The 18,408-nt window shown below is 52.7% G+C and carries 18 protein-coding genes; 5 read left to right on the plus strand and 13 right to left on the minus strand.

Translation table 11 applies throughout. The features are described 5' to 3' along the window. Window positions 1–42: 42 nt before the first annotated feature. From yjiA to GA0061071_RS04980, 3 genes are all read right to left on the minus strand, one after another. Window positions 43–999, minus strand: a complete 957-nt coding sequence (yjiA, locus tag GA0061071_RS04970; protein ID WP_088237339.1) for a GTPase — start codon at window positions 997–999, stop codon at window positions 43–45. A 10-nt stretch (window positions 1,000–1,009) separates the two neighbouring features. Then, a complete protein-coding gene (locus tag GA0061071_RS04975; RefSeq protein ID WP_088237340.1) occupies window positions 1,010–1,213 on the minus strand; it encodes a YbdD/YjiX family protein in 204 nt (67 codons plus the stop codon). Between the two features lie 68 nt (window positions 1,214–1,281). Next, complete coding sequence (locus GA0061071_RS04980) at window positions 1,282–3,435, minus strand: carbon starvation CstA family protein (RefSeq protein ID WP_088237341.1); 2,154 nt, start codon at window positions 3,433–3,435, stop codon at window positions 1,282–1,284. A gap of 349 nt (window positions 3,436–3,784) precedes the next feature. Here GA0061071_RS04980 and tsr point away from each other — a divergent pair, with 349 nt between their 5' ends. Beyond that, the gene (gene tsr / locus GA0061071_RS04985) at window positions 3,785–5,449 is read left to right on the plus strand and encodes a methyl-accepting chemotaxis protein (RefSeq protein WP_088237342.1); all 1,665 of its coding nucleotides are present in this window, start codon (window positions 3,785–3,787) and stop codon (window positions 5,447–5,449) included. An 87-nt stretch (window positions 5,450–5,536) separates the two neighbouring features. Then, entirely contained in the window at window positions 5,537–6,349 is an 813-nt protein-coding gene (locus GA0061071_RS04990) for a GNAT family N-acetyltransferase (RefSeq protein WP_088237343.1), read from the plus strand. A gap of 3 nt (window positions 6,350–6,352) precedes the next feature. Here the strand turns inward: GA0061071_RS04990 and opgB are convergent, their stop codons facing one another. From opgB to GA0061071_RS05030, 8 genes are all read right to left on the minus strand, one after another. Then, a complete protein-coding gene (gene opgB, locus GA0061071_RS04995; RefSeq protein WP_088237344.1) occupies window positions 6,353–8,644 on the minus strand; it encodes a phosphatidylglycerol--membrane-oligosaccharide glycerophosphotransferase in 2,292 nt (763 codons plus the stop codon). Window positions 8,645–8,866: 222 nt separating this feature from the next. Next, a complete protein-coding gene (locus GA0061071_RS05000) occupies window positions 8,867–9,358 on the minus strand; it encodes a YjjA family protein (protein ID WP_061497928.1) in 492 nt (163 codons plus the stop codon). A gap of 76 nt (window positions 9,359–9,434) precedes the next feature. Next, entirely contained in the window at window positions 9,435–10,172 is a 738-nt protein-coding gene (gene dnaC / locus GA0061071_RS05005) for a replicative helicase loader DnaC (RefSeq protein WP_061497926.1), read from the minus strand. 2 nt (window positions 10,173–10,174) lie between these two features. Continuing rightward, window positions 10,175–10,714: a primosomal protein DnaT gene (gene dnaT / locus GA0061071_RS05010; protein WP_088237345.1), complete on the minus strand. Its 540-nt coding sequence runs from the start codon at window positions 10,712–10,714 to the stop codon at window positions 10,175–10,177. A gap of 135 nt (window positions 10,715–10,849) precedes the next feature. Further along, on the minus strand, window positions 10,850–11,278 hold the full coding sequence (locus GA0061071_RS05015) for an organic hydroperoxide resistance protein (protein WP_020456446.1): 429 nt from the start codon (window positions 11,276–11,278) through the stop codon (window positions 10,850–10,852). A gap of 80 nt (window positions 11,279–11,358) precedes the next feature. After that, on the minus strand, window positions 11,359–11,808 hold the full coding sequence (locus GA0061071_RS05020; protein WP_061497921.1) for a MarR family winged helix-turn-helix transcriptional regulator: 450 nt from the start codon (window positions 11,806–11,808) through the stop codon (window positions 11,359–11,361). Window positions 11,809–12,159: 351 nt separating this feature from the next. After that, window positions 12,160–12,633: a threonine/serine exporter gene (locus tag GA0061071_RS05025; protein ID WP_088237346.1), complete on the minus strand. Its 474-nt coding sequence runs from the start codon at window positions 12,631–12,633 to the stop codon at window positions 12,160–12,162. Further along, window positions 12,624–13,400 carry a threonine/serine exporter family protein gene (locus GA0061071_RS05030; RefSeq protein ID WP_061497917.1) on the minus strand — a complete coding sequence of 259 codons (777 nt, stop codon included), beginning with the start codon at window positions 13,398–13,400 and terminating at the stop codon, window positions 12,624–12,626. Before GA0061071_RS05030 ends, GA0061071_RS05025 begins: the two co-directional genes overlap by 10 nt. Window positions 13,401–13,937: 537 nt before the next feature. On the opposite strand from GA0061071_RS05030, the gene GA0061071_RS05035 reads away from it, so the two are divergent. Next, on the plus strand, window positions 13,938–14,651 hold the full coding sequence (locus GA0061071_RS05035; protein WP_088237347.1) for a helix-turn-helix domain-containing protein: 714 nt from the start codon (window positions 13,938–13,940) through the stop codon (window positions 14,649–14,651). A 20-nt stretch (window positions 14,652–14,671) separates the two neighbouring features. Continuing rightward, window positions 14,672–15,286: a DNA-binding transcriptional activator BglJ gene (bglJ, locus tag GA0061071_RS05040; RefSeq protein WP_061497913.1), complete on the plus strand. Its 615-nt coding sequence runs from the start codon at window positions 14,672–14,674 to the stop codon at window positions 15,284–15,286. A 51-nt stretch (window positions 15,287–15,337) separates the two neighbouring features. On the opposite strand, the gene GA0061071_RS05045 is transcribed toward bglJ, so the two are convergent. Beyond that, the gene (locus GA0061071_RS05045; protein ID WP_061497911.1) at window positions 15,338–15,796 is read right to left on the minus strand and encodes a YbaK/EbsC family protein; all 459 of its coding nucleotides are present in this window, start codon (window positions 15,794–15,796) and stop codon (window positions 15,338–15,340) included. Between the two features lie 339 nt (window positions 15,797–16,135). Between GA0061071_RS05045 and GA0061071_RS05050 the strand changes: the two genes are divergently transcribed. Further along, window positions 16,136–17,476: a PTS sugar transporter subunit IIC gene (locus tag GA0061071_RS05050; protein WP_088237348.1), complete on the plus strand. Its 1,341-nt coding sequence runs from the start codon at window positions 16,136–16,138 to the stop codon at window positions 17,474–17,476. 42 nt (window positions 17,477–17,518) lie between these two features. On the opposite strand, the gene fhuF is transcribed toward GA0061071_RS05050, so the two are convergent. Continuing rightward, window positions 17,519–18,307, minus strand: coding sequence for a siderophore-iron reductase FhuF (fhuF, locus tag GA0061071_RS05055; RefSeq protein ID WP_088237349.1), 789 nt, complete (start codon window positions 18,305–18,307; stop codon window positions 17,519–17,521). Between the last annotated feature and the right edge of the window lie 101 nt (window positions 18,308–18,408).

The raw sequence follows: 18,408 nt of genomic DNA on the forward strand, positions 1-18,408 counted from the left end.
GGGGAGGGGATCGTACGGTTCAACATTATCACCGCGGTTTGCTTATTTCCGTAGATCCGCAAACGCTGCTCTGATTTCCTCTTCCGGCAACTGCACGCCGATAAACACCAGTGTGCTGTGTGGGGATTCATCGCCCCACGGGCGATCCCAGTCGGCGCTATACAGGCGTTGCACGCCCTGGAACAGCAGACGGTTGGGCTCGCCATCGATCCAGAGCATCCCTTTGTAGCGCAACAGTTTTTCGGCAAAGCTCAGCAGCAGGCTCTCCATCACGCGGGAGACTTCGCTGATGTCCACCGGGTAGTCCAGTTCGACGACGATCGAATTAATGTCGTTCTGCTTGTCGGCAATAAAGTGGAAGCGCGGTTTGGCTGCCACCACGTTCTCTTCCAGCATAAAACCGTTGGTATTAAATAGCTGCGCCAGCTCGATATCGCCGTGAGTGACGGTGTAAATCGGTGCGCGGGCGTTAATGCGGCTCAGCCGTTCGCGCAGTTTTTCGCTCTCGCCAGCCACATCGGTTTTGGTCAGCAGAATGCGATCGGCATAACCGACCTGCGACTGCGCCAGCGTGAACTGGTTCATCTGCTCATCGGCATGCACGGCGTCAACCAGCGCGATCACGCCGTCCAGCAGGTAGCGCTGGCAGAGGATCTCGTGGGAGAAGAAGGTCTGAATGATTGGACCGGGATCGGCCATACCGGTGCATTCGATCACCAGCCTGTCAAAGGCGATATCACCACGATCGAGGCTATCGAGCAGGTCCAGCAGCGCATCTTCCAGTTCATTGGAACGACTACAGCAGATACAGCCATTAGTCAGGGTTTTGATTTGCGTGGCGCGATCGCCAATCAGCTGATCGTCGACGGAGACGTCACCGAATTCGTTTTCGATAACGGCGATTTTGTAGCCGTGCTGCTCGTTGAGGATATGGCGTAAGAGGGTGGTTTTGCCTGCGCCGAGAAAACCGGTCAGCAGGGTCACTGCAATGGGGGTCATACATTCTCCTTTAGCAACAGCGGACGCCGCCCTTGCCGTCGCCGCCATAACGTGCCTGCTGGCGTTCGCGGAAAAATTCTTCATAGGTCATGTACGGTTTGTCCGGATGGTTGGTCTGCATATGCTCAACATAGTTGTCATAGTCCGGGATGCCAATCAGCATCTTTGCCGCCTGACCGAGGTACTTTTTTGCTTCGCCTAAGTTACCAAACATTATTTGTTCCGGATATATGTGGGGGCCGGATGGCTCCCTCTGAGGGGGAGCCATCCGGCCTGGTTACATCAATGATGGGAGGAGGTTTTCACGCCGCCTTCCGGCACTGGCACATACGGCGTCTCTTTGTCGGTACGTACCTTGTTGTTACGTACGTTCAACCAGGTTTTGATGCCGTAGAAGATGATGCTGTAAACCACCACCAGGAACAGAATACTCAAACCGGCATTGGTGTAGTTGTTCACCACGATATGGTTCATATTGGCAATCTGTTGCGCCGTCAGCTCGCTGCCGCCCGCGGCAATCTTCGCTTTGTACTGGTTAGCCATATACAGGAAGCCTTCCAGTTGCGGGTTGGTGCTGAACAGTTTCAGGCCCAGCGCCCAGGTGGTGCACAACAGCAGCCACATGGCAGGAACCACAGTAACCCAGATGTATTTGGTGCGCTGCATTTTCACCAGGATAACTGTGCCGAGCAGCAGGGCAACGGCAGCCAACATCTGGTTAGAGATACCGAACAGCGGCCACAGGCTCTTCACGCCGCCCAGCGGATCAACCACGCCCTGATACAGCAGGTAGCCCCACAGGCCCACGCAGCCCGCAGTACCAATAATGCCGGCAACCAGCGAGTCAGTTTTCTTCAGAACCGGCACGAAGTTCCCCAGCAGATCCTGCAACATAAAGCGGCCTGCACGAGTACCTGCATCCAGCGCGGTAAGAATAAACAGCGCTTCGAACAGGATACCGAAGTGGTACCAGAAGCCCATATCCGCCATTGGCATGATTTTGTGGAACACATGAGCGATACCCACGGCCAGCGTCGGCGCGCCACCTGCACGGTTCAGTACCGACGGCTCGCCGATGTCTTTTGCGGTTTGCAGGATCTGTTCCGGCGAAATCACAAAGCCCCAGGAGCTGACCGTTGCCGCCGCATGTGCGGTGACATCTTTCAACTGCGCCAGAATCATCGGCGCATTCTCACCACCCAGTTCATGCAAGTTCGGCATAGTAATACCGAGGCCTGCCGGCGGGGTGTTCATCGCAAAGTAAAGGCCCGGTTCGATAATGGACGCGGCAACCAGCGCCATCACCGCCACAAAGGATTCCATCAACATTGCGCCGTAACCGATAAAGCGGGCGTCGGTTTCGTTCGCCAGCAGTTTCGGCGTGGTGCCGGATGCGATCAGCGCATGGAAGCCAGAAACGGCGCCGCAAGCGATGGTGATAAACAGGAACGGGAACAGCGCGCCTTTCCACAGCGGGCCGGTACCGTCAATGTACTGCGTCACCGCTGGCATTTTCAGTTCCGGGTTGAGGATCACAATACCCAGCGCCAGACCGACGATCACGCCGATTTTCAGGAAGGTCGCCAGATAGTCACGCGGTGCGAGGATCAGCCATACCGGCAGCAGTGCAGAGATAAAGGCATAACCAATCAGCGCGAAGGTGATGGTGGTGTCTTTAAAGGTCAGCGCCGGGCCCCAGTACGGATCGTGAGCGATAATACCGCCGAACCAGATGGAGGCCACCAGCAGCACAATCCCGATAACCGAGACTTCACCCACGCGGCCTGGGCGCAGGAAGCGCATGTAAATACCCATAAACAGGGCAATCGGCACGGTAGAGCAGACAGTAAACACGCCCCACGGACTTTCCGCCAGCGCTTTCACCACGATCAGAGCCAGCACCGCGAGGATGATGATCATAATCAGGAAGCAACCAAACAGTGCAATGGTCCCCGGCACGCGGCCCATCTCCTCTTTGACCATCTCGCCAAGCGAGGCGCCGTTACGGCGGGAAGAGATAAACAGCACCATAAAGTCCTGCACGGCACCGGCCAGTACCACGCCTGCCAGCAGCCATAGCGTGCCCGGCAGGTAACCCATTTGTGCGGCCAATACCGGCCCGACCAACGGACCTGCGCCCGCGATAGCGGCAAAGTGGTGGCCAAACAGCACGTAGCGGTTGGTTGGCACATAGTTAAGACCATCGTTATTGATCACCGCTGGTGTGGCGCGGGTCGGGTCGAGTTTCATCACCTTTTGGGCGATGTAGAGGCTGTAGTAGCGATATGCCACCAGATAAACGGAGACGGAAGCGATCACGATCCACAGGGCGCTTACGTGCTCGCCCCGCCGTAACGCAATAACCGAGAGACAGAAAGCACCGATAATCCCGAGGATCACCCAGGGCACGTGCTTGAAGAGTTTTTTAGTATCCATATCAGACCTGGCTTTTAGCAGAAAAAGAGAATCGGATGTGAGGTGTCGTAAAGGCTGTATGCTGGCCACGATCATGACAAATTACGCGCGCGAAACGGCGACGATTTGGTTGAGTGGTTAGAAATGGACGCTAAGCGGTAATGGAATCGGAGTGAGCGGTTTTTACACGCGCTACGTGGCGGAAAATGTGTGATGGCGATCACTCTGAACCCTTGGTGGGCGCGGGTTGGGTACGTTTCAGGTCGGCTGCATTACGACTATTGTTTTGGTGAATATTAGCACGATGAGCCATAAAGTTTTCTTATTCCAGGCCGAAAATCTTACATCTGTCTATATGGAAAGAGAAAACATGTTAAATCGCATTAAACTTGTGACCAGTTTGTTACTGGTATTAGGATTATTTGGCCTTTTACAGCTCACCTCCGGCGGCTTGTTCTTCAACGCGCTAAAGCAGGACAAAGAAAACTTCACCGTATTGCAAACCATTCGTCAGCAACAATCTACGCTGAACGCCAGCTGGGTAGCGCTGCTGCAAACCCGTAATACCCTGAACCGCGCGGGTATTCGCTACATGATGGATCAGAACAATATCGGTAGCGGTGCCACTGTGTCGGATCTGATGCAGATTGCCAGTACTTCACTGAAACAGGCGGAAGTGAACTGGGCTGCTTACCAGGCGCTGCCGCGCGATCCGCGCCAGAGCGACGAAGCCGCAGCAGAGATCAAACGTAACTACGATATCTATCACAACGCACTGGCGGAGCTGATCCAACTGCTGGGTGCCGGCAAAATTAATGACTTCTTTGACCAGCCGACACAGCGTTACCAGGACGGTTTCGAGAAACAATACGTCAACTACTTGCAGCAGAACGATTCCCTGTATGAAACAGCAGTCAATGCGAGCGAAAGCTCCTATGGTTCTGCGATATGGATCATTATTACCGTCCTGATCGTGGTACTGGCGGTGATCGTCGGCGTATGGGCAGGGATCAAACGTGCATTGATTGCGCCGCTGAACCACCTGATCGACAACATTCGCCATATTGCCGGTGGTGATCTGGTACAGCGTATTGAAGTACAGGGCTCTAACGAAATGGGCGTGCTGGCGGACAGCCTGCGTCACATGCAGAGCGAGCTGGTGCGTACCGTCAGCGATGTGCGTAACGGTGCGAACGCCATTTACAGTGGCGCGAGCGAAATTTCGGTGGGTAACAACGATCTCTCTTCCCGTACCGAGCAGCAAGCCGCATCGCTGGAAGAAACGGCAGCCAGCATGGAAGAACTGACCGCAACGGTTAAACAGAACGCCGAAAACGCCCGTCAGGCTAGTCATCTGGCATTGAGCGCATCTGAAACCGCGCAGAAAGGCGGAAAAGTGGTGGACAACGTGGTGCAGACCATGCGAGACATCGCCGCCAGTTCGCAGAAAATTGCTGACATTATCAGCGTGATCGACGGCATTGCTTTCCAGACCAACATCCTGGCGCTGAACGCCGCGGTAGAAGCGGCGCGTGCAGGTGAACAGGGGCGTGGTTTTGCGGTGGTTGCGGGCGAAGTGCGTAACCTCGCGCAGCGTAGCGCCCAGGCAGCCCGTGAAATCAAGAGCCTGATTGAAGACTCCGTTGGTCGCGTTGAACTGGGCTCCACGCTGGTGGAAAGCGCCGGTGAGACGATGGATGAAATCGTCAATGCGGTTACCCGTGTGACCGATATTATGGGCGAAATCGCGTCTGCTTCTGATGAGCAGAGCCGCGGTATCGACCAGGTGGGTCTGGCGGTTGCCGAGATGGATCGCGTGACTCAGCAGAACGCCTCGCTGGTAGAAGAATCCGCTGCTGCTGCCGCTGCGCTGGAAGAACAGGCCAGCCGCCTGACGCAGGCAGTTGCCGTGTTCCGCATTATGCAGGAACAGCGTAAAGCGGGGGCCGCCGCTTTCGCCAAAGCCGCACCGGTTGCCTCCCAACCGCGTAAAGTGGCCGCGACGGATACTGGTGACAACTGGGAAACCTTCTGATTGTTCTCTGCGCCCTGTAGTCCAGGGCGCATTCTCTCCCGGCTTCGCCGTGCTATTCTCTGGAAAAGCATTCTGCGGAGAAGCCTTATGCACCTCATTGCCGTTCCTGCCCTTCACTACAGTTGCGAGCAACTGGCCGCGATTGTCGGCGACTGCTTTGAAGGCTACAGCGTGCCGTTTTCGCTGCCGCCTGCGGTCTTTGCCCAGCGCTTTATTGCCGAAGGATTAAGTCTGGTGGATTCTTGCGTCTGGCTGGCGGATGAAACGCCTGCTGCCGTGGCGCTGATCACCCGACGCGGCGTCTCCGCCCGGTTAGCAGCATTTGCAATTCGCCCCGCGTACCGGGCGAAAGGGCAAGGAAAACGTCTTCTTGCGCCGCTAATGGCTGCGTTGCGCGAGCGGGGCGTCGTGAACATGCAACTTGAGGTGATTCAGGAGAATCATCCCGCTGTGGCGCTCTATCGCAATCTGGGCTTTGTGATGACTCAGGAACTTTACGGTTTTCAGGGCGCTGCGGATGCATCTGTGCAATCGGTGGCGTTACAGGCGCTTGACCCGCTGGAGGTGGTGCGCAAAGCGACGGGCGAGAGCAATGCCATGCTGTCATGGCTGGTCGATCCCCTTTCTTCAGTTTCGCTGCCTGCGCTGGCCTTTGAGTACCGCAAGCATGCGTATGCGGTGATTGCCACCCATATGGAGAAGCCGCAACTGCGGTTTATCTATGTTGAGCCGGAGTACCGGCGTAAAGGATTCGCCAGCGAATTACTGCGCGCATTAAATCAGCGTTTCCCCGGACTGAGCACCTCTGTGGTCGTGCCCGCCCGTTTTACGCCGCTATTTACGCGTGCTGGCTATCTCCTTATGCCGATCAGTCAGTATGAGATGAAGGCCGACCTGTAGCGGTCAGCCTTCGCGATCAACGATTTTGAGTTCAACAAGGCCAATGCCCAGCTTGCGCGGTGAGTGGCCAAGAATATTCCCCTCATTGCTGGATTGCGGCGCAGGCGGGGCAATCACCAGTGTGTTGCTGCGCGATGGATTGCTGAAACTCAGGGTTGTGGTACTCAGCTCGCTTCCCAGGGTTAATGTTTGCTCTTCAGAACCCACGCGCACCGGGATGGGGCGGTTAGCGTTAGGGCCAAACGCTTTGGCGGTGATGACCAGCGCGAATTTTTCTGGCAACGGGTGGTCGTACTCAATCTTCACTTCGTCGGCAAGATTTGCGTTGGACCAGCGTCCCCAGCTCTCCGGACGGGAGAGGCCGCTGAAGTGTTTGACGTCTTCCGGCGCGCCTGCAACGTTAAATACAAAACTGTCGGCTTTATAACGGATGCTATCGTCGACGATCTTCAGCGTATCCACGTTATGTTGGTAGCGTTCAGCGCTGATCACCGTCTCTTGAAAGTCGGTTTTCCCTTTCCATTGTGCTTTATCCACCTGCTGGACGCGCTGTTCTCCGCCAAGCTGCCCTTGTGAAACGCACCAATCGGTAGAAAGTGCCAGATCCGGCGACCACAAGCGCGCCATTTTGTAGCACTGATCGATCCAGACAAAGTTGTCGCGCGGGGCGAAATCCGCCAACTGGAAACGTAGTGGTGCGGAATATTCGCTTTCCGGCAGGGGCTCAATACGTTTATCCCCGACGCGCACCAGCAACGGCAACCGGAACTGGCTCCCGGAGAACGAGACCATTTGTTTATTCTGGTCGATAGTGAACGCTTTCATCTCGTTCGGGAAGTTCCACAGGCGAATGATCTCCGGCTTCCAGGCCAGCACTTTCTCTTTCATATTCAGGAACACGCCGGACAGTGACTGCCCGGAGAGACTGCTACGCCCAAGGCCAAGGTAGTTATCCCCGCCAAGGATATCCAGCACGGTGGCACCATTATCCAGCGTGCTGCGTTTGATGCCGGAGATATCCTGCTGGGGTTCATCACCTCGGATCACAAAAAAGAGATTACTGCGATCTGCTTTGTTCAGATATTTCCATGCGGTGTTGTTCATCGCCAGGTGGTCTGACGACACGACAATCACCGTATCTTTAAACCATGGCGATGCTTTGATCTTGTTAATCAGCGCGGCAATATGCTGCTGGCTACAGGTGACGGCGCTGAAGGACTGATTCGGCTTGCCATCGTAGTGGTAGCTTTTGCGCGTGCAGGTGCGGGAAATAAATCCGTCCGGGTGGTGAGTGTCCACCGTCAGGGCAAACAGAGAGAAGCGCTTACCGGCGCGGGAAAGCTCTTCATACTGTCGCCATACCGCATCCAGCACGGTATCGTCATAGAAACCCCAGTCATTGCGGTAGTTCGGGTCGTCAACCTGCTTTTTAAGCTCTTCTGCACCGGTGAGATAGTCAAAACCGTGCGATTTCAGGAACACATCTTTACCGGCAAAGCGCAGGTTTGCCCCCTGAATAAAGTGATTCTCGTAGCCAGAATTTTTCAGGATGTCGCCAAGACACAGGTTTTGCGGAAAGAAGGTGGAAACGGATGCGGAGGCATTACCTTCAAACGGTGCGAACAGCGGAATGCCACACTGAGACGACACCATGCCTGCAATCGTGTAGTCCGTACCTGGCAATTGCTGGGTGTGACTGAAGTCGATGCTTTCCTCTTTCAACGCGCCCAGTTCCGGCGTAAGCCCCGGAAACGCCTCATCATTAAAGTAGGTGCGCTCCAGGCTTTCACCATAGATATAGACCAGATTCAGGTGCGGGGACGGAATCGACTTTGCCGGTTCTTTGTAGTAAGTCAGAAAATCCGGATCGCCGCCGCGCGTCTGGGATTTCACCAGTTCTGTAATTTGACGAAATGCCGGGCTGGCATCCACGGAACCAAGCGCCAGCACCAGAGCCAGCAAGCTGTAGCCCATATGATGTGGGCGATGACGACGACGGCGCAGTACCCAACCGAGTGCGCAAAATACGGCAAACAGCGCCAGCGCGAGGCCCGCGCCGGGAAGCAGGTATTTGCTGACGCCAGCACCGGTCAGGCTGTTGGTCAGCGTATAGAGTACCGCATCGTTAATACCATCGCCGGTAAAATAGTGGCTGGCAAATAAGGTGATATTTAACAGGATAAAGAAACCGAGGACCAGCAACGTAGCGGTGAACCACCAGGTGTTACGACCCGCTTTCCAGGCGTAAGTCGCCACGGAGGCGAGAAACAAAGCAACAGAAAGCAATTCAGACAACCGTCATCCCCCATCAATGCCAGACATGTTGCTGGCTATTAATCTTTGTAACAGGACGTACAATTTAATATTCATGTCACATACCTGCAATTGTAGTGTCACTTTATTCCCGGTTTATTCAGAATTGGTTTAGAAAGGCGGCAGGGTGATCGCCGTCGCTTTGGCGACGAAAAGGTAGGGCAGGGGAGGAAAACGCCGCGTTGAGAGCAACGCGGCACAGGGTCAGGAGAGGAAGTTGACGCCCTGTTTGAGAACGATATCGCAGGCTTTTGATTTCACTTTTTCCGCCAGCGGCGTGTTGCCAATGTTACTCAGATTCAGTTGCTCACCGTTTTTGGTGTTCAGCATTCCCTGAATCCCTTCCAGATAGTTGGTGTCCTGTTTTTGTTCCGTTGTTCCCAGACCCAGTTTATCCAGTACCTGATTTTTCACGTTTTCAGTGTTGGTCAGCGAGGAGAGTTTGTTTTTGGCGCACCAGGTCATAATACCTGCGGCGTTGTTCATGGTTCCGGCGCTGAGCGCCTGGTTGCCGCCGTTAAGCAGGCCGGTCAGGGAGGAGAGCGACAAACCGCCTTGTTGCGAGGCAGAATTATTCTGGCTGAGTTGGCCGGCAGCGCTGGAGAGCGTGTCCTGCCAGGACGCCGCATGGGCAAAACCGGTAAACAGGGTGCTGCTGATAACAGCGGTGCAAAGCAGGCGTTTGGCGAATTTCATGTCGTGCAGATCCTGATGTATGACGAGAGCGCCCAGTATACACCCGGGCGCGGGAAGCCTACGGAGGGGAAAACTCTCAATACTCTTTGCCGGTGACGCGGCTGCGATAACTCTCCCAGTTGAAGATCACCCACAAGCTATTGCCCAAGCGCATCCTGTCCATGACGCGTTCGCCCAGCAGTTTGTTCATCTCATCAAGGTTGCTGTTGGTCAGCATGCCGGTTGGGCGTTTGGATGATGAGCGGCGGTCGACAATCTGGTTAATGATCACTTTTTCGTAGCGGGACTCGGTTTGCATACCGATCTCGTCGATCACCAGCAGATCAACCGAACTTAAATCGTTCAGTAACTGCTCTTCGCTGCTTTCACGGTTGCCGAATGTCTCTTTCATGGCAGACATAATGTCGGCAACGGTAATGATCAGCACCGATTTGCCGCGTAATAACAACTCGTTGCAAATGGCGGCCGCAAGGTGATTCTTACCGGTTCCTGGCTTGCCAGAAAAGATAAAGCTGGCGATATTGCCCTCAAACTCTTCGACATATTGCCGTGCCTGACTCAGGGCGCGCATCTGACCTTCGGTTTCAATGCGGTAGTTGTCGAAGGAGCAGTTTTGATGAAGCGGACGAATGCCGGAGCGGTTAAAGGTGCGCTGCATTTTCATGGCGCGGTTTTCACGCTCCAGCGCCGCCGAACGGATTTCGCCCTGTTGTTTCTGCCAGGCCATTAACTCTTCGCCTGTTTTAAATGCAGGTTGGGTATTGGCGGGCATCATTTTTTGCAGACGTTTCATCAATTCGCCGACGTTTTTCATCGTTATCCTCTAAAGCCTGGTGGGATTTGACTGTCCGGTTCTGAAAGGGTGTTGATATCGCGCTTTGCTGCGCCATTCTGGCTGGCACGCCCTATTTGCAGGCTACGCGCCAGTTTTTGCTGCCATTGTACATGGTGGAAGACTTTGCCTTCCGCCTGCCAGTATGCGACGAAAGACGCCAGTTCTTCCGGCGTAACCGGCTGCGCCAGCGCGATGCCCCATAGCGCGGCCAGACGCTGGAAGTCAGCATCGGGCTGCCAGCCCGGATACATAGCAAATTTCCCCATTGGCACGTTTACCGGCGCGGCGCAGGGTTCTTCGTAGAACTGCGCATCTAATGCAATATCGCTGGCCGGACGCGAAAGCTGCGCCTCCAGCGCCAGCAATTGCTCGAGTCGCTGTGGCGTAACGGCATAAAACGCGGGGCTGTTATTGGCAAAAACGGCGATTGCGCCACCTTCCGTGCGGGCCAGTACGCTGGCATGATCGCGCATAAACTCATCAATGCCGATGACATTTGACGTCAGAATTCTGGAAGACATAACGCGTTCTCAAACTGGAATACAACGGATACGGTGCACTGCGTTTTCCACGCAGAGATAATGACACATAGTAACACAGGGAAGGGAAAGGACAGTACAGCAGGAAAAAGCCGGGTTGCCCCGGCTCTGAAGCGGTTATGCGATAATGTTCAGGGTCACATCGATGTTACCGCGGGTCGCGTTGGAATACGGGCAAACGATGTGCGCTGCGTCGACCAGTTTTTTCGCTTCTGCCGCGTCCATCCCCGGCAGGTGAATGTTCAGTTTGGCTTCGATACCAAAACCGGTTGGCAACGGACCGATACCCACTTCGCCTTCGATAAAGGCGTCTTTAGGCATGGCGATTTTGTCGCGGCCGGCAACAAATTTCATTGCACCGAGGAAGCAGGCGGAGTAGCCCGCAGCAAACAGCTGTTCCGGGTTGGTCACTTCACCGCCCGCACCGCCCATCTCTTTCGGTACGCCCAGTTTGACGTCCAGTACGCCGTCAGAAGAGGTTGCGCGGCCATCACGGCCGCCGGTGGCTTTGGCTTTGGCGGTATAAACGACTTTTTCTAAAGACATGACAGGTTCCTTATTATCTTGAGTGTTTGCTATAAAATAGCGTGCTATTTATCTGTTGGCGAAAACGCCCGTAAGGGCGCTTAAGCCAGGTGAAACCGCTGACGAAGTTGTTCCAGTTGCTGTTTGATGTCCCGCAGGGTTGCGTTGTCACACGCCATCGCGCAACTGATCGATTCCGGAATAGAGGCGGCTTGTTGCTGTAACGCGCGCCCACTTTCGCTTAATGTGATCACCACCTGACGCTCATCCTGGCGCGAACGCTGACGTGAAATCAGCCCGGCGCTTTCGAGGCGCTTTAACAGCGGCGTGAGTGTGGCGGAATCCAGAAACAGGCGTTCGCCAATGTCCGACACGGTCACATCGTCTTTCTCCCACAACACCAGCATGACCAGATATTGCGGATAAGTCAGGTTCATCGGCGCCAGTAGCTGCCGGTAAAGCTTATTCAGAGCCAGGTTTGTTGAGTAAAGCGCAAAGCAAAACTGGTTATCTAACGCGAGTTGCGCGTTCGGTGTCGTTTTCGTCTTCATGCAACGAATTTATATAGTGCGCGATTTAATTGCAAGTTATTTTTTACGGGCAGGTATAACACAGCACAACCTGCACCGCCATGTTACGGTAATACTGACGCTGCGCGGTTGGCTCCTCCTTCTCTTCAAACATTGAAAAAGAGTCGCTCTGTTTGCCACGCAGTGAAAGCTGAGGCTGCTCATCAGGCGATGAACATAATCTGCAAATAGAGGTTTTCTTTGGTTTTGACGTGATACACCACCCTCCGCTGGGGTGCCCGCCCGTTCGGCAATTTGTTCCATACGTACGACATTCAAACCCTTTTCCTCAGGCAGGGCGATGATCACCACGGCGGCGACAGAAAACAAATCTCAAACGCGTGGGCGTTTGCGGTAGATCCACAAGCCGGGGATCGATAGGCCAATAGAGAGCGCCCCCACAATCGACGATGCCTTAAGGAAGTTGGTCAACAGCAGGATCATTAACTCTTCGCTGTAGCCGAAATGACCAATTTTCACCGTTGAAATCATTGCCGTGTACGCGGAGATCCCAGGGAACATAGGGATTACCGCAGCGACGGTAAATACTTTCGGATGCGCCAGATACCAGCGCGACCAGCGAATACCAATACTGCCCACCAGCATAGAGGCCACGAACGTTGACCATTCAATGTTAAAACCCCAGTGCATCATGGCAAAGCGCGATCCGTGACCAATGGCCCCCAGAAGCGCACACCAACGCAGGGCGCGATGGGGAACATTAAATACCATGGCAAACCCAACGGCGGGGACTGCGGCCAGCACCATATCTTGCGCTAGCGCCACAAAAAACAGGATCACATCCATCCGCGTAGCCCCCATAACGTCATCGCCATCACCACGCCAATGCAGGTTGCGAGCGTTAATAAGCTGGCGATGGCCCAGCGCGCCAACCCGGTATTGATATGGCCTTTAAACATATCGGCGACGGAATTAATAAGCGGGAACCCCGGTACCAATAACAAAACACTGGCGGCCATGGCTACCGTTGATGAGTGGAGAAAATTCGGCAGAGTGAGCATCAAGCCCGAAACCGTCGTTGCAACAAACGCGGTCACACAGAAGTTAATTTGCGGGTGCATGTGCCGATTTGCCAGCACCAACCGTACATACATCGCAACGCTGCTGGCGCAAAAAGTGATAAATGCACCGTCCCAACCGCCATTATTGAGCTTGCAGAAGCAGGCGCAGGAAAGGCCTACCATCAGGGTGACCAGCCAGCGCGGGTAACGCAGTGGCTTTACCTGGGCAAAGCGTTTTTCAACGCCTTTTAGATCCAGTAGCTTGTGTTCGGTCAGGATCACAATGTGTTGTACCTCCGTCACGACATGCATATTGATTCCGCGATCGCTGTTCTTGCGTGTGGAGGTCAGGCATTGCCCGTCTTTGATGGTCGTCAGGACGATGGCATTGGATGAAATTAAACTCTCTACGCTGTCCATGCCCAGCGCCAGTCCCAGACGCGTTGATAACTCTTCCACCAGCGCGCTCTCTGCGCCGTGCTGTAACAAGAAAAGGCCACACTGAATACACAGGCGTGTAATTGCCCGCTGCGATGACTGGTCTGTTTGCATGGTTACCCTGGTACTGTTTGCAAAGGCGCTCACAAGAAGGGGGAGCGAAAAGTCTATATTTAGCACAGAATATGGGCTGAAGGGCGCTAAAGTAGATCAAGAACTGTGCATTAAATCACGATGAAGGCGTTTCATGATGCATTCCCGTTGTGGGTTAAGACCAGTTCAGGTCTGTTAGGGTATTAATGTTCTCATTGTGGAAAAACATGATTAATGAGCAGGTTAGGTATAAATTAATCTTAATTATTTATTAAATTTATGGGTTTTATCTTAATTATCCACGCATTGATTGTTTTAATTTCTTATTTTATATTTTAATAATATCCGGGGTGTTTGAAAGGGCGTTGTGTTATGTTGACACATGAGTGGGCAATACTATAATTTTACAACGTTATATTTAATTGCTAATCATGCATTTTACTAATTTTTCACCGCGTCATCCTGACGAGATGTGGGACTATTTCGCATTAATTTCATCAGTCAAGTAAATATTAATAACGAGAATTGATAGAGCTCGCGAATGGAAGCGGAGGTTTTATGCTATCACTAAACAGTAAACATGGGGTTATTATAAGTCGAATGCCAGTATTCAGCGCCGGAATAGAGGGCATAGTTGCCCGGCATTTTACTGAATATGAATTGGCCTGTTATTCATCCATAGAGGAGATTGCGCTGCAAAAATTACAGTGCGCCAGTATGGTTATTGTCGATTTAACAGGCGAACAGCGGTATGCGCGCAGAAATTGTCAGCAATACTATTCACTGCTCTCGCAATGCGATAATGCGCACTGGATTTTCTTTGTCTCCGGTAGCCTCTATCCGGTTGCGAAACAGCTTCTTTTACGTTCGCACACAACGTTACTTTCTGATGAGGCGTCGATTGCGGACATTGTCACGACTATTCATGCGAGCTATGAGAAAAATGGAAAAATCAGCCAGACGCTTTTGATGCCCGCTGAAGAATTTATGGAAGAGAATTCTTCGATGGGAGATGCACTGACATTTTCCGAGCGAAAAGTATTACGTCTGTTGGGAAAAGGGTGGGGAATAAATCAAATTGCAACACTGCTAAAAAAGAGCAATAAAACTATCAGTGCGCAAAAAAATAGTGCAATGCGCAGATTATTACTGCGCAGTAATGCGGACCTGTACACATGGATTAATAGTACTCGGGGAATGAAAGAGCTCAATTTAGGAACGGCATACGGAGAGCGGAAAGAATGGGAAAGAATTGCACGAAAAGAAACGTAGCCATCATCGAAAAATGCATAATGAGTGAAGTGGGATTGCAAAATTTATTGAGTGATCCGACATATTGTCAATACTCGTTTCATTTCTATAAAAATTTTGCTGAATTCCGTCAGGCACTCAAACAGACGTCGTTTTTTTCTATCATTTATTCTCTTTTTGGACTGCGAGAAGAACGGCGTGAATGTTTAATGGGGCTGCATCTACTTTCATACTCGCATCCCGGTGTACAGCGTATCGTTCTGGTTGAGGACGATCGAGAGGCGCAATTGGTGGGGCTTTTTTCATCGTTGCGATTGCATGGCATTTTGAGTAAAACAGCGCCGTTGCCTCTCTTATTGGAGCAGCTTGCAACGCTCTTCGGTGAAACCCGGCATATCAATGACAATATGCTTAATCATTGGTATGTGAGCCAGTGTCGTACGCTCAGCCCGACGGAGCGGGCAATATTGAACTGTATGACGCGCGGTCTTTCCATGGCTGAAATCGCTTCACAGCTGGATCGCAACGTTAAAACCATTCGTGCGCACAAATTTAACGCGATGACAAAGCTGGGTGTTACGTCTGATGTGAGTCTGCTTAACGCTGCAGATATTCTGACATGGATGCCGCACGTATACGGTCAGTATCCCAATTAGCCTTTCGCTTCTGGTGCGCCAGGCATCAAACCTGGCGCTGGTGCAACGAGACTACAGGCACACATCTATCCATTTGGCGCGGGTCAGTTCCGCCATTCTTTCTGGCGAGATACGCACGGCGCTGTGGATGGCTCCGGCAGCTGGCAAGACTTCCGGGTACTGTTTCAACGACACATCACAATATATTGCCAGAGGGTTTTCCAGACCGAATGGGCAGACACCGCCAACGGGATGGCCGGTAATCGTAACCACTTCGTCACTACTTAACATTCGCGCTTTCGCGCCGAAAGTATTTTTTAGCTTTTTATTATCCAGGCGCGCGTCGCCTTTGGCGACCACCAGAATGACTTCATTTTTTACTTTTAACGACAGTGTCTTGGCGATTTGTCCCGGCTCCACATGATGTGCCGCAGCAGCCAGCGCGACGGTTGCCGTGCTTTGGCTCAGTTCGATGATATCGATGTCGGGGGCATTGTCGGCAAAAAATTGCCGCACAGACTGCAAACTCATGATGTTCTCCTGCTTAAAACCGCTATTAATCTGTCACAAGCACGTTATTGCTGTAAATATCCCTCCTTAACAAACGCCTTACAACCAGATTATCGATCGCCTTCACAATCGCGGAAACCGGTTACAGTAACCGGTTGCAGTGTCATCAACCCGGGTTAATACTCATTTTGTCACTTCCCTCTGCCCAGAAAATTAAATAAAGAGCCGTCTATGAACGTATCCTGTTTCGTTGTAATGCTGGTTCAAACAACCACATGGTTTCACAGAGAAAAAATGGATCGCGACGCGGCAGAATATTCGCTGGTGCGCTTACTTTGTTAGTCTGACAGGAGATCTGCTATGTCTGCCAACCATGCTGCGTTTAACCTCATTTTTCGGTTTATAGAAAACTACGTCAGCCCGATTGCCGGGCGAATCTCTTCCCAACGCCATGTGATGGCCATCCGTGACGGGTTTATTTCCGCAATGCCGTTTATGATTGTGGGCTCGTTCCTGCTGGTCTTTGCCTATCCGCCATTTTCGCCGGACACCACCTGGGGTTTCGCCCGTGGTTGGCTTGATCTTGCGAAGCAGTATGAAGGGCGGATCCTTACGCCTTTCGATATGACGATGGGCATTATGTCTATCTATATCTGCGCGGCCATTGCTTACAATCTTGGTAAGCATTATGTGAAGTCGCATCAGTTGGATCCTTTTATGTGCGCCATGCTATCGCTGATGGCTTTCTTATTGGTCGCAGCCCCAAAAACCAACGGTACGCTGCCGATGGATAGCCTTGGCGGCACCGGTATTTTCACCGCGATCCTGGTGGCGATTTATTGTGTGGAAATGATGCGTTTTCTAAAAGCGCATAACATTGGTATTCGCCTGCCCGATCAGGTGCCGCCGATGATAAAAAACTCGTTTGATTTGCTCATTCCTGTGCTGGTGGTAGTGCTGACGCTTTATCCGTTGAGTCTGCTTATCCAGACGCAGTTCAATATGCTGATCCCGCAGGCCATTATGGCGCTGTTTAAACCCTTGGTAGCGGCAGCGGATTCATTACCGGCCATTCTGCTGGCGGTGATCATTGGTCATTTACTGTGGTTCGCCGGCATTCATGGCGCTGCGATCGTTTCCGGTATGCTGCAAATGTTCTGGTTAACGAACCTTGGTTTGAACCAGACCGCGTTGGCGCAGGGCGCGCCGTTGCCGCATATCTTTATGGAAGCGTTCTGGACCTTCTTTATTGTGATTGGTGGCTCCGGGGCGACGATGGGGCTGGTCTTTTGCTACCTGCGCAGCCGTTCGGTACATTTACGCTCCATCGGGCGTTTGAGCGTCGTACCGAGTATGTTCAACATCAATGAGCCGGTTATTTTTGGCACACCCATTGTAATGAACCCGGTATTCTTTATTCCATTCCTGCTGGCACCAACGATCAACGCCATTATTGCCTGGGCGGCGATGAAACTGGATCTTATTGGCAGAGTGATTTCCGTTGTGCCCTGGACCGCTCCTGCGCCTATTGGCGGCGCGTGGGCGCTGGGTTGGGATTTCCGGGCAGCAATTCTCGTGGTCTTGCTCGCTTGTGTGTCTGCGGTTATCTACTATCCGTTCTTTAAAGTGTACGAAAAACAGTTACTGGAACAGGAAGCAGAAGAAGCACAGCGCGCAGAAGACGATAAGCAGGTTGCATAAAGGCACAAGGAAAACAAAGGGGCGGAATAACCGCTCCTTTGTTTATGTTAACGTGCAGTCGCCGCACTGCTGGACATCTGGTAGACGATAGCGCTGGCAGCAAGTGCGGCGCACCAGTACACCGTCCCGCAGCACAACGGTGCGCCACAGCGGGTTGTCGCTGCCATCAGCAAGTTGTTTTTCAAAGAAGCAGGTCTGACGCAGCGCTGCGACACGCCCCTCACCAAGCACGGGGATCATATCCCCCAGGCACCAGTTAATCAGATAGCCCGTGTTGCTCCAGATAAGCTTACCGTTGATGTCTCCGGTGGCTTCCAGCGCCTGTACGACCGGGAGCATAGCGTATGTCGTCAGCGCGGAAATTCGTTGGGCATCGTTACAGGACGTTAATACGTCATCGGGCTGCACATCAATCCAGAAACACGCGGCACGGCCGGTTTCGTGAAACTCGACATGGAAATGTTCAGGTGTAAGGTCGATTGCGCGTTCCTGCATCAACAGCGCCAGTAGCAACGGCGGTACCATCAGCCCGAGATACCATTGCGCCCATAGTGATAACAGTGGCTTGTTTTCCCGCGGCTGCGTTAGCTGGTTGCGATAAATATGATCGGAATAGGTCGCAATAAGCGTTTGTAACGCGCTACTGCGCGACCATTCTGCCAGCGTCATGGTTTGGTAAGGTGCGGGTTCATTGAGATGAATAAAATCAAGCAGATATTCGCGATGGCTGGAGATAGTTTCCCGTACGGCATTCGCCAGCGAATCGCGCTCATTGTTGAGGCTCCCTCGCCAGGTAGCATTTTCAGCAATCGTTGCGGTACGTGAAGTCATGGCAGTAGCAGGATAAGAAATCTAAATGATAATGATTTTTAATCCTAACCACGGATAAAATCGATAGCAAGGTGTTTATCGTAAAGTTAGCGCGGGAGCGC

Source organism: Kosakonia oryzendophytica (genome assembly GCF_900094925.1).
GTDB lineage: Bacteria > Pseudomonadota > Gammaproteobacteria > Enterobacterales > Enterobacteriaceae > Kosakonia > Kosakonia oryzendophytica.

Coding starts and splice junctions, on each gene's coding strand:
- GA0061071_RS05045 (WP_061497911.1), bottom strand. CDS start 15,796: ATGAGTTTGCAGTCTGTGCGGCAATTTTTTGCCGACAATGCCCCCGAC.
- GA0061071_RS05035 (WP_088237347.1), top strand. CDS start 13,938: ATGCTATCACTAAACAGTAAACATGGGGTTATTATAAGTCGAATGCCA.
- bglJ (WP_061497913.1), top strand. CDS start 14,672: ATGAGTGAAGTGGGATTGCAAAATTTATTGAGTGATCCGACATATTGT.
- GA0061071_RS04980 (WP_088237341.1), bottom strand. CDS start 3,435: ATGGATACTAAAAAACTCTTCAAGCACGTGCCCTGGGTGATCCTCGGG.
- dnaT (WP_088237345.1), bottom strand. CDS start 10,714: ATGTCTTCCAGAATTCTGACGTCAAATGTCATCGGCATTGATGAGTTT.
- GA0061071_RS05000 (WP_061497928.1), bottom strand. CDS start 9,358: ATGAAATTCGCCAAACGCCTGCTTTGCACCGCTGTTATCAGCAGCACC.
- GA0061071_RS05025 (WP_088237346.1), bottom strand. CDS start 12,633: ATGGATGTGATCCTGTTTTTTGTGGCGCTAGCGCAAGATATGGTGCTG.
- dnaC (WP_061497926.1), bottom strand. CDS start 10,172: ATGAAAAACGTCGGCGAATTGATGAAACGTCTGCAAAAAATGATGCCC.
- GA0061071_RS05015 (WP_020456446.1), bottom strand. CDS start 11,278: ATGTCTTTAGAAAAAGTCGTTTATACCGCCAAAGCCAAAGCCACCGGC.
- yjiA (WP_088237339.1), bottom strand. CDS start 999: ATGACCCCCATTGCAGTGACCCTGCTGACCGGTTTTCTCGGCGCAGGC.
- GA0061071_RS04990 (WP_088237343.1), top strand. CDS start 5,537: ATGCACCTCATTGCCGTTCCTGCCCTTCACTACAGTTGCGAGCAACTG.
- GA0061071_RS05020 (WP_061497921.1), bottom strand. CDS start 11,808: ATGAAGACGAAAACGACACCGAACGCGCAACTCGCGTTAGATAACCAG.
- tsr (WP_088237342.1), top strand. CDS start 3,785: ATGTTAAATCGCATTAAACTTGTGACCAGTTTGTTACTGGTATTAGGA.
- GA0061071_RS05050 (WP_088237348.1), top strand. CDS start 16,136: ATGTCTGCCAACCATGCTGCGTTTAACCTCATTTTTCGGTTTATAGAA.
- GA0061071_RS05030 (WP_061497917.1), bottom strand. CDS start 13,400: ATGCAAACAGACCAGTCATCGCAGCGGGCAATTACACGCCTGTGTATT.
- GA0061071_RS04975 (WP_088237340.1), bottom strand. CDS start 1,213: ATGTTTGGTAACTTAGGCGAAGCAAAAAAGTACCTCGGTCAGGCGGCA.
- fhuF (WP_088237349.1), bottom strand. CDS start 18,307: ATGACTTCACGTACCGCAACGATTGCTGAAAATGCTACCTGGCGAGGG.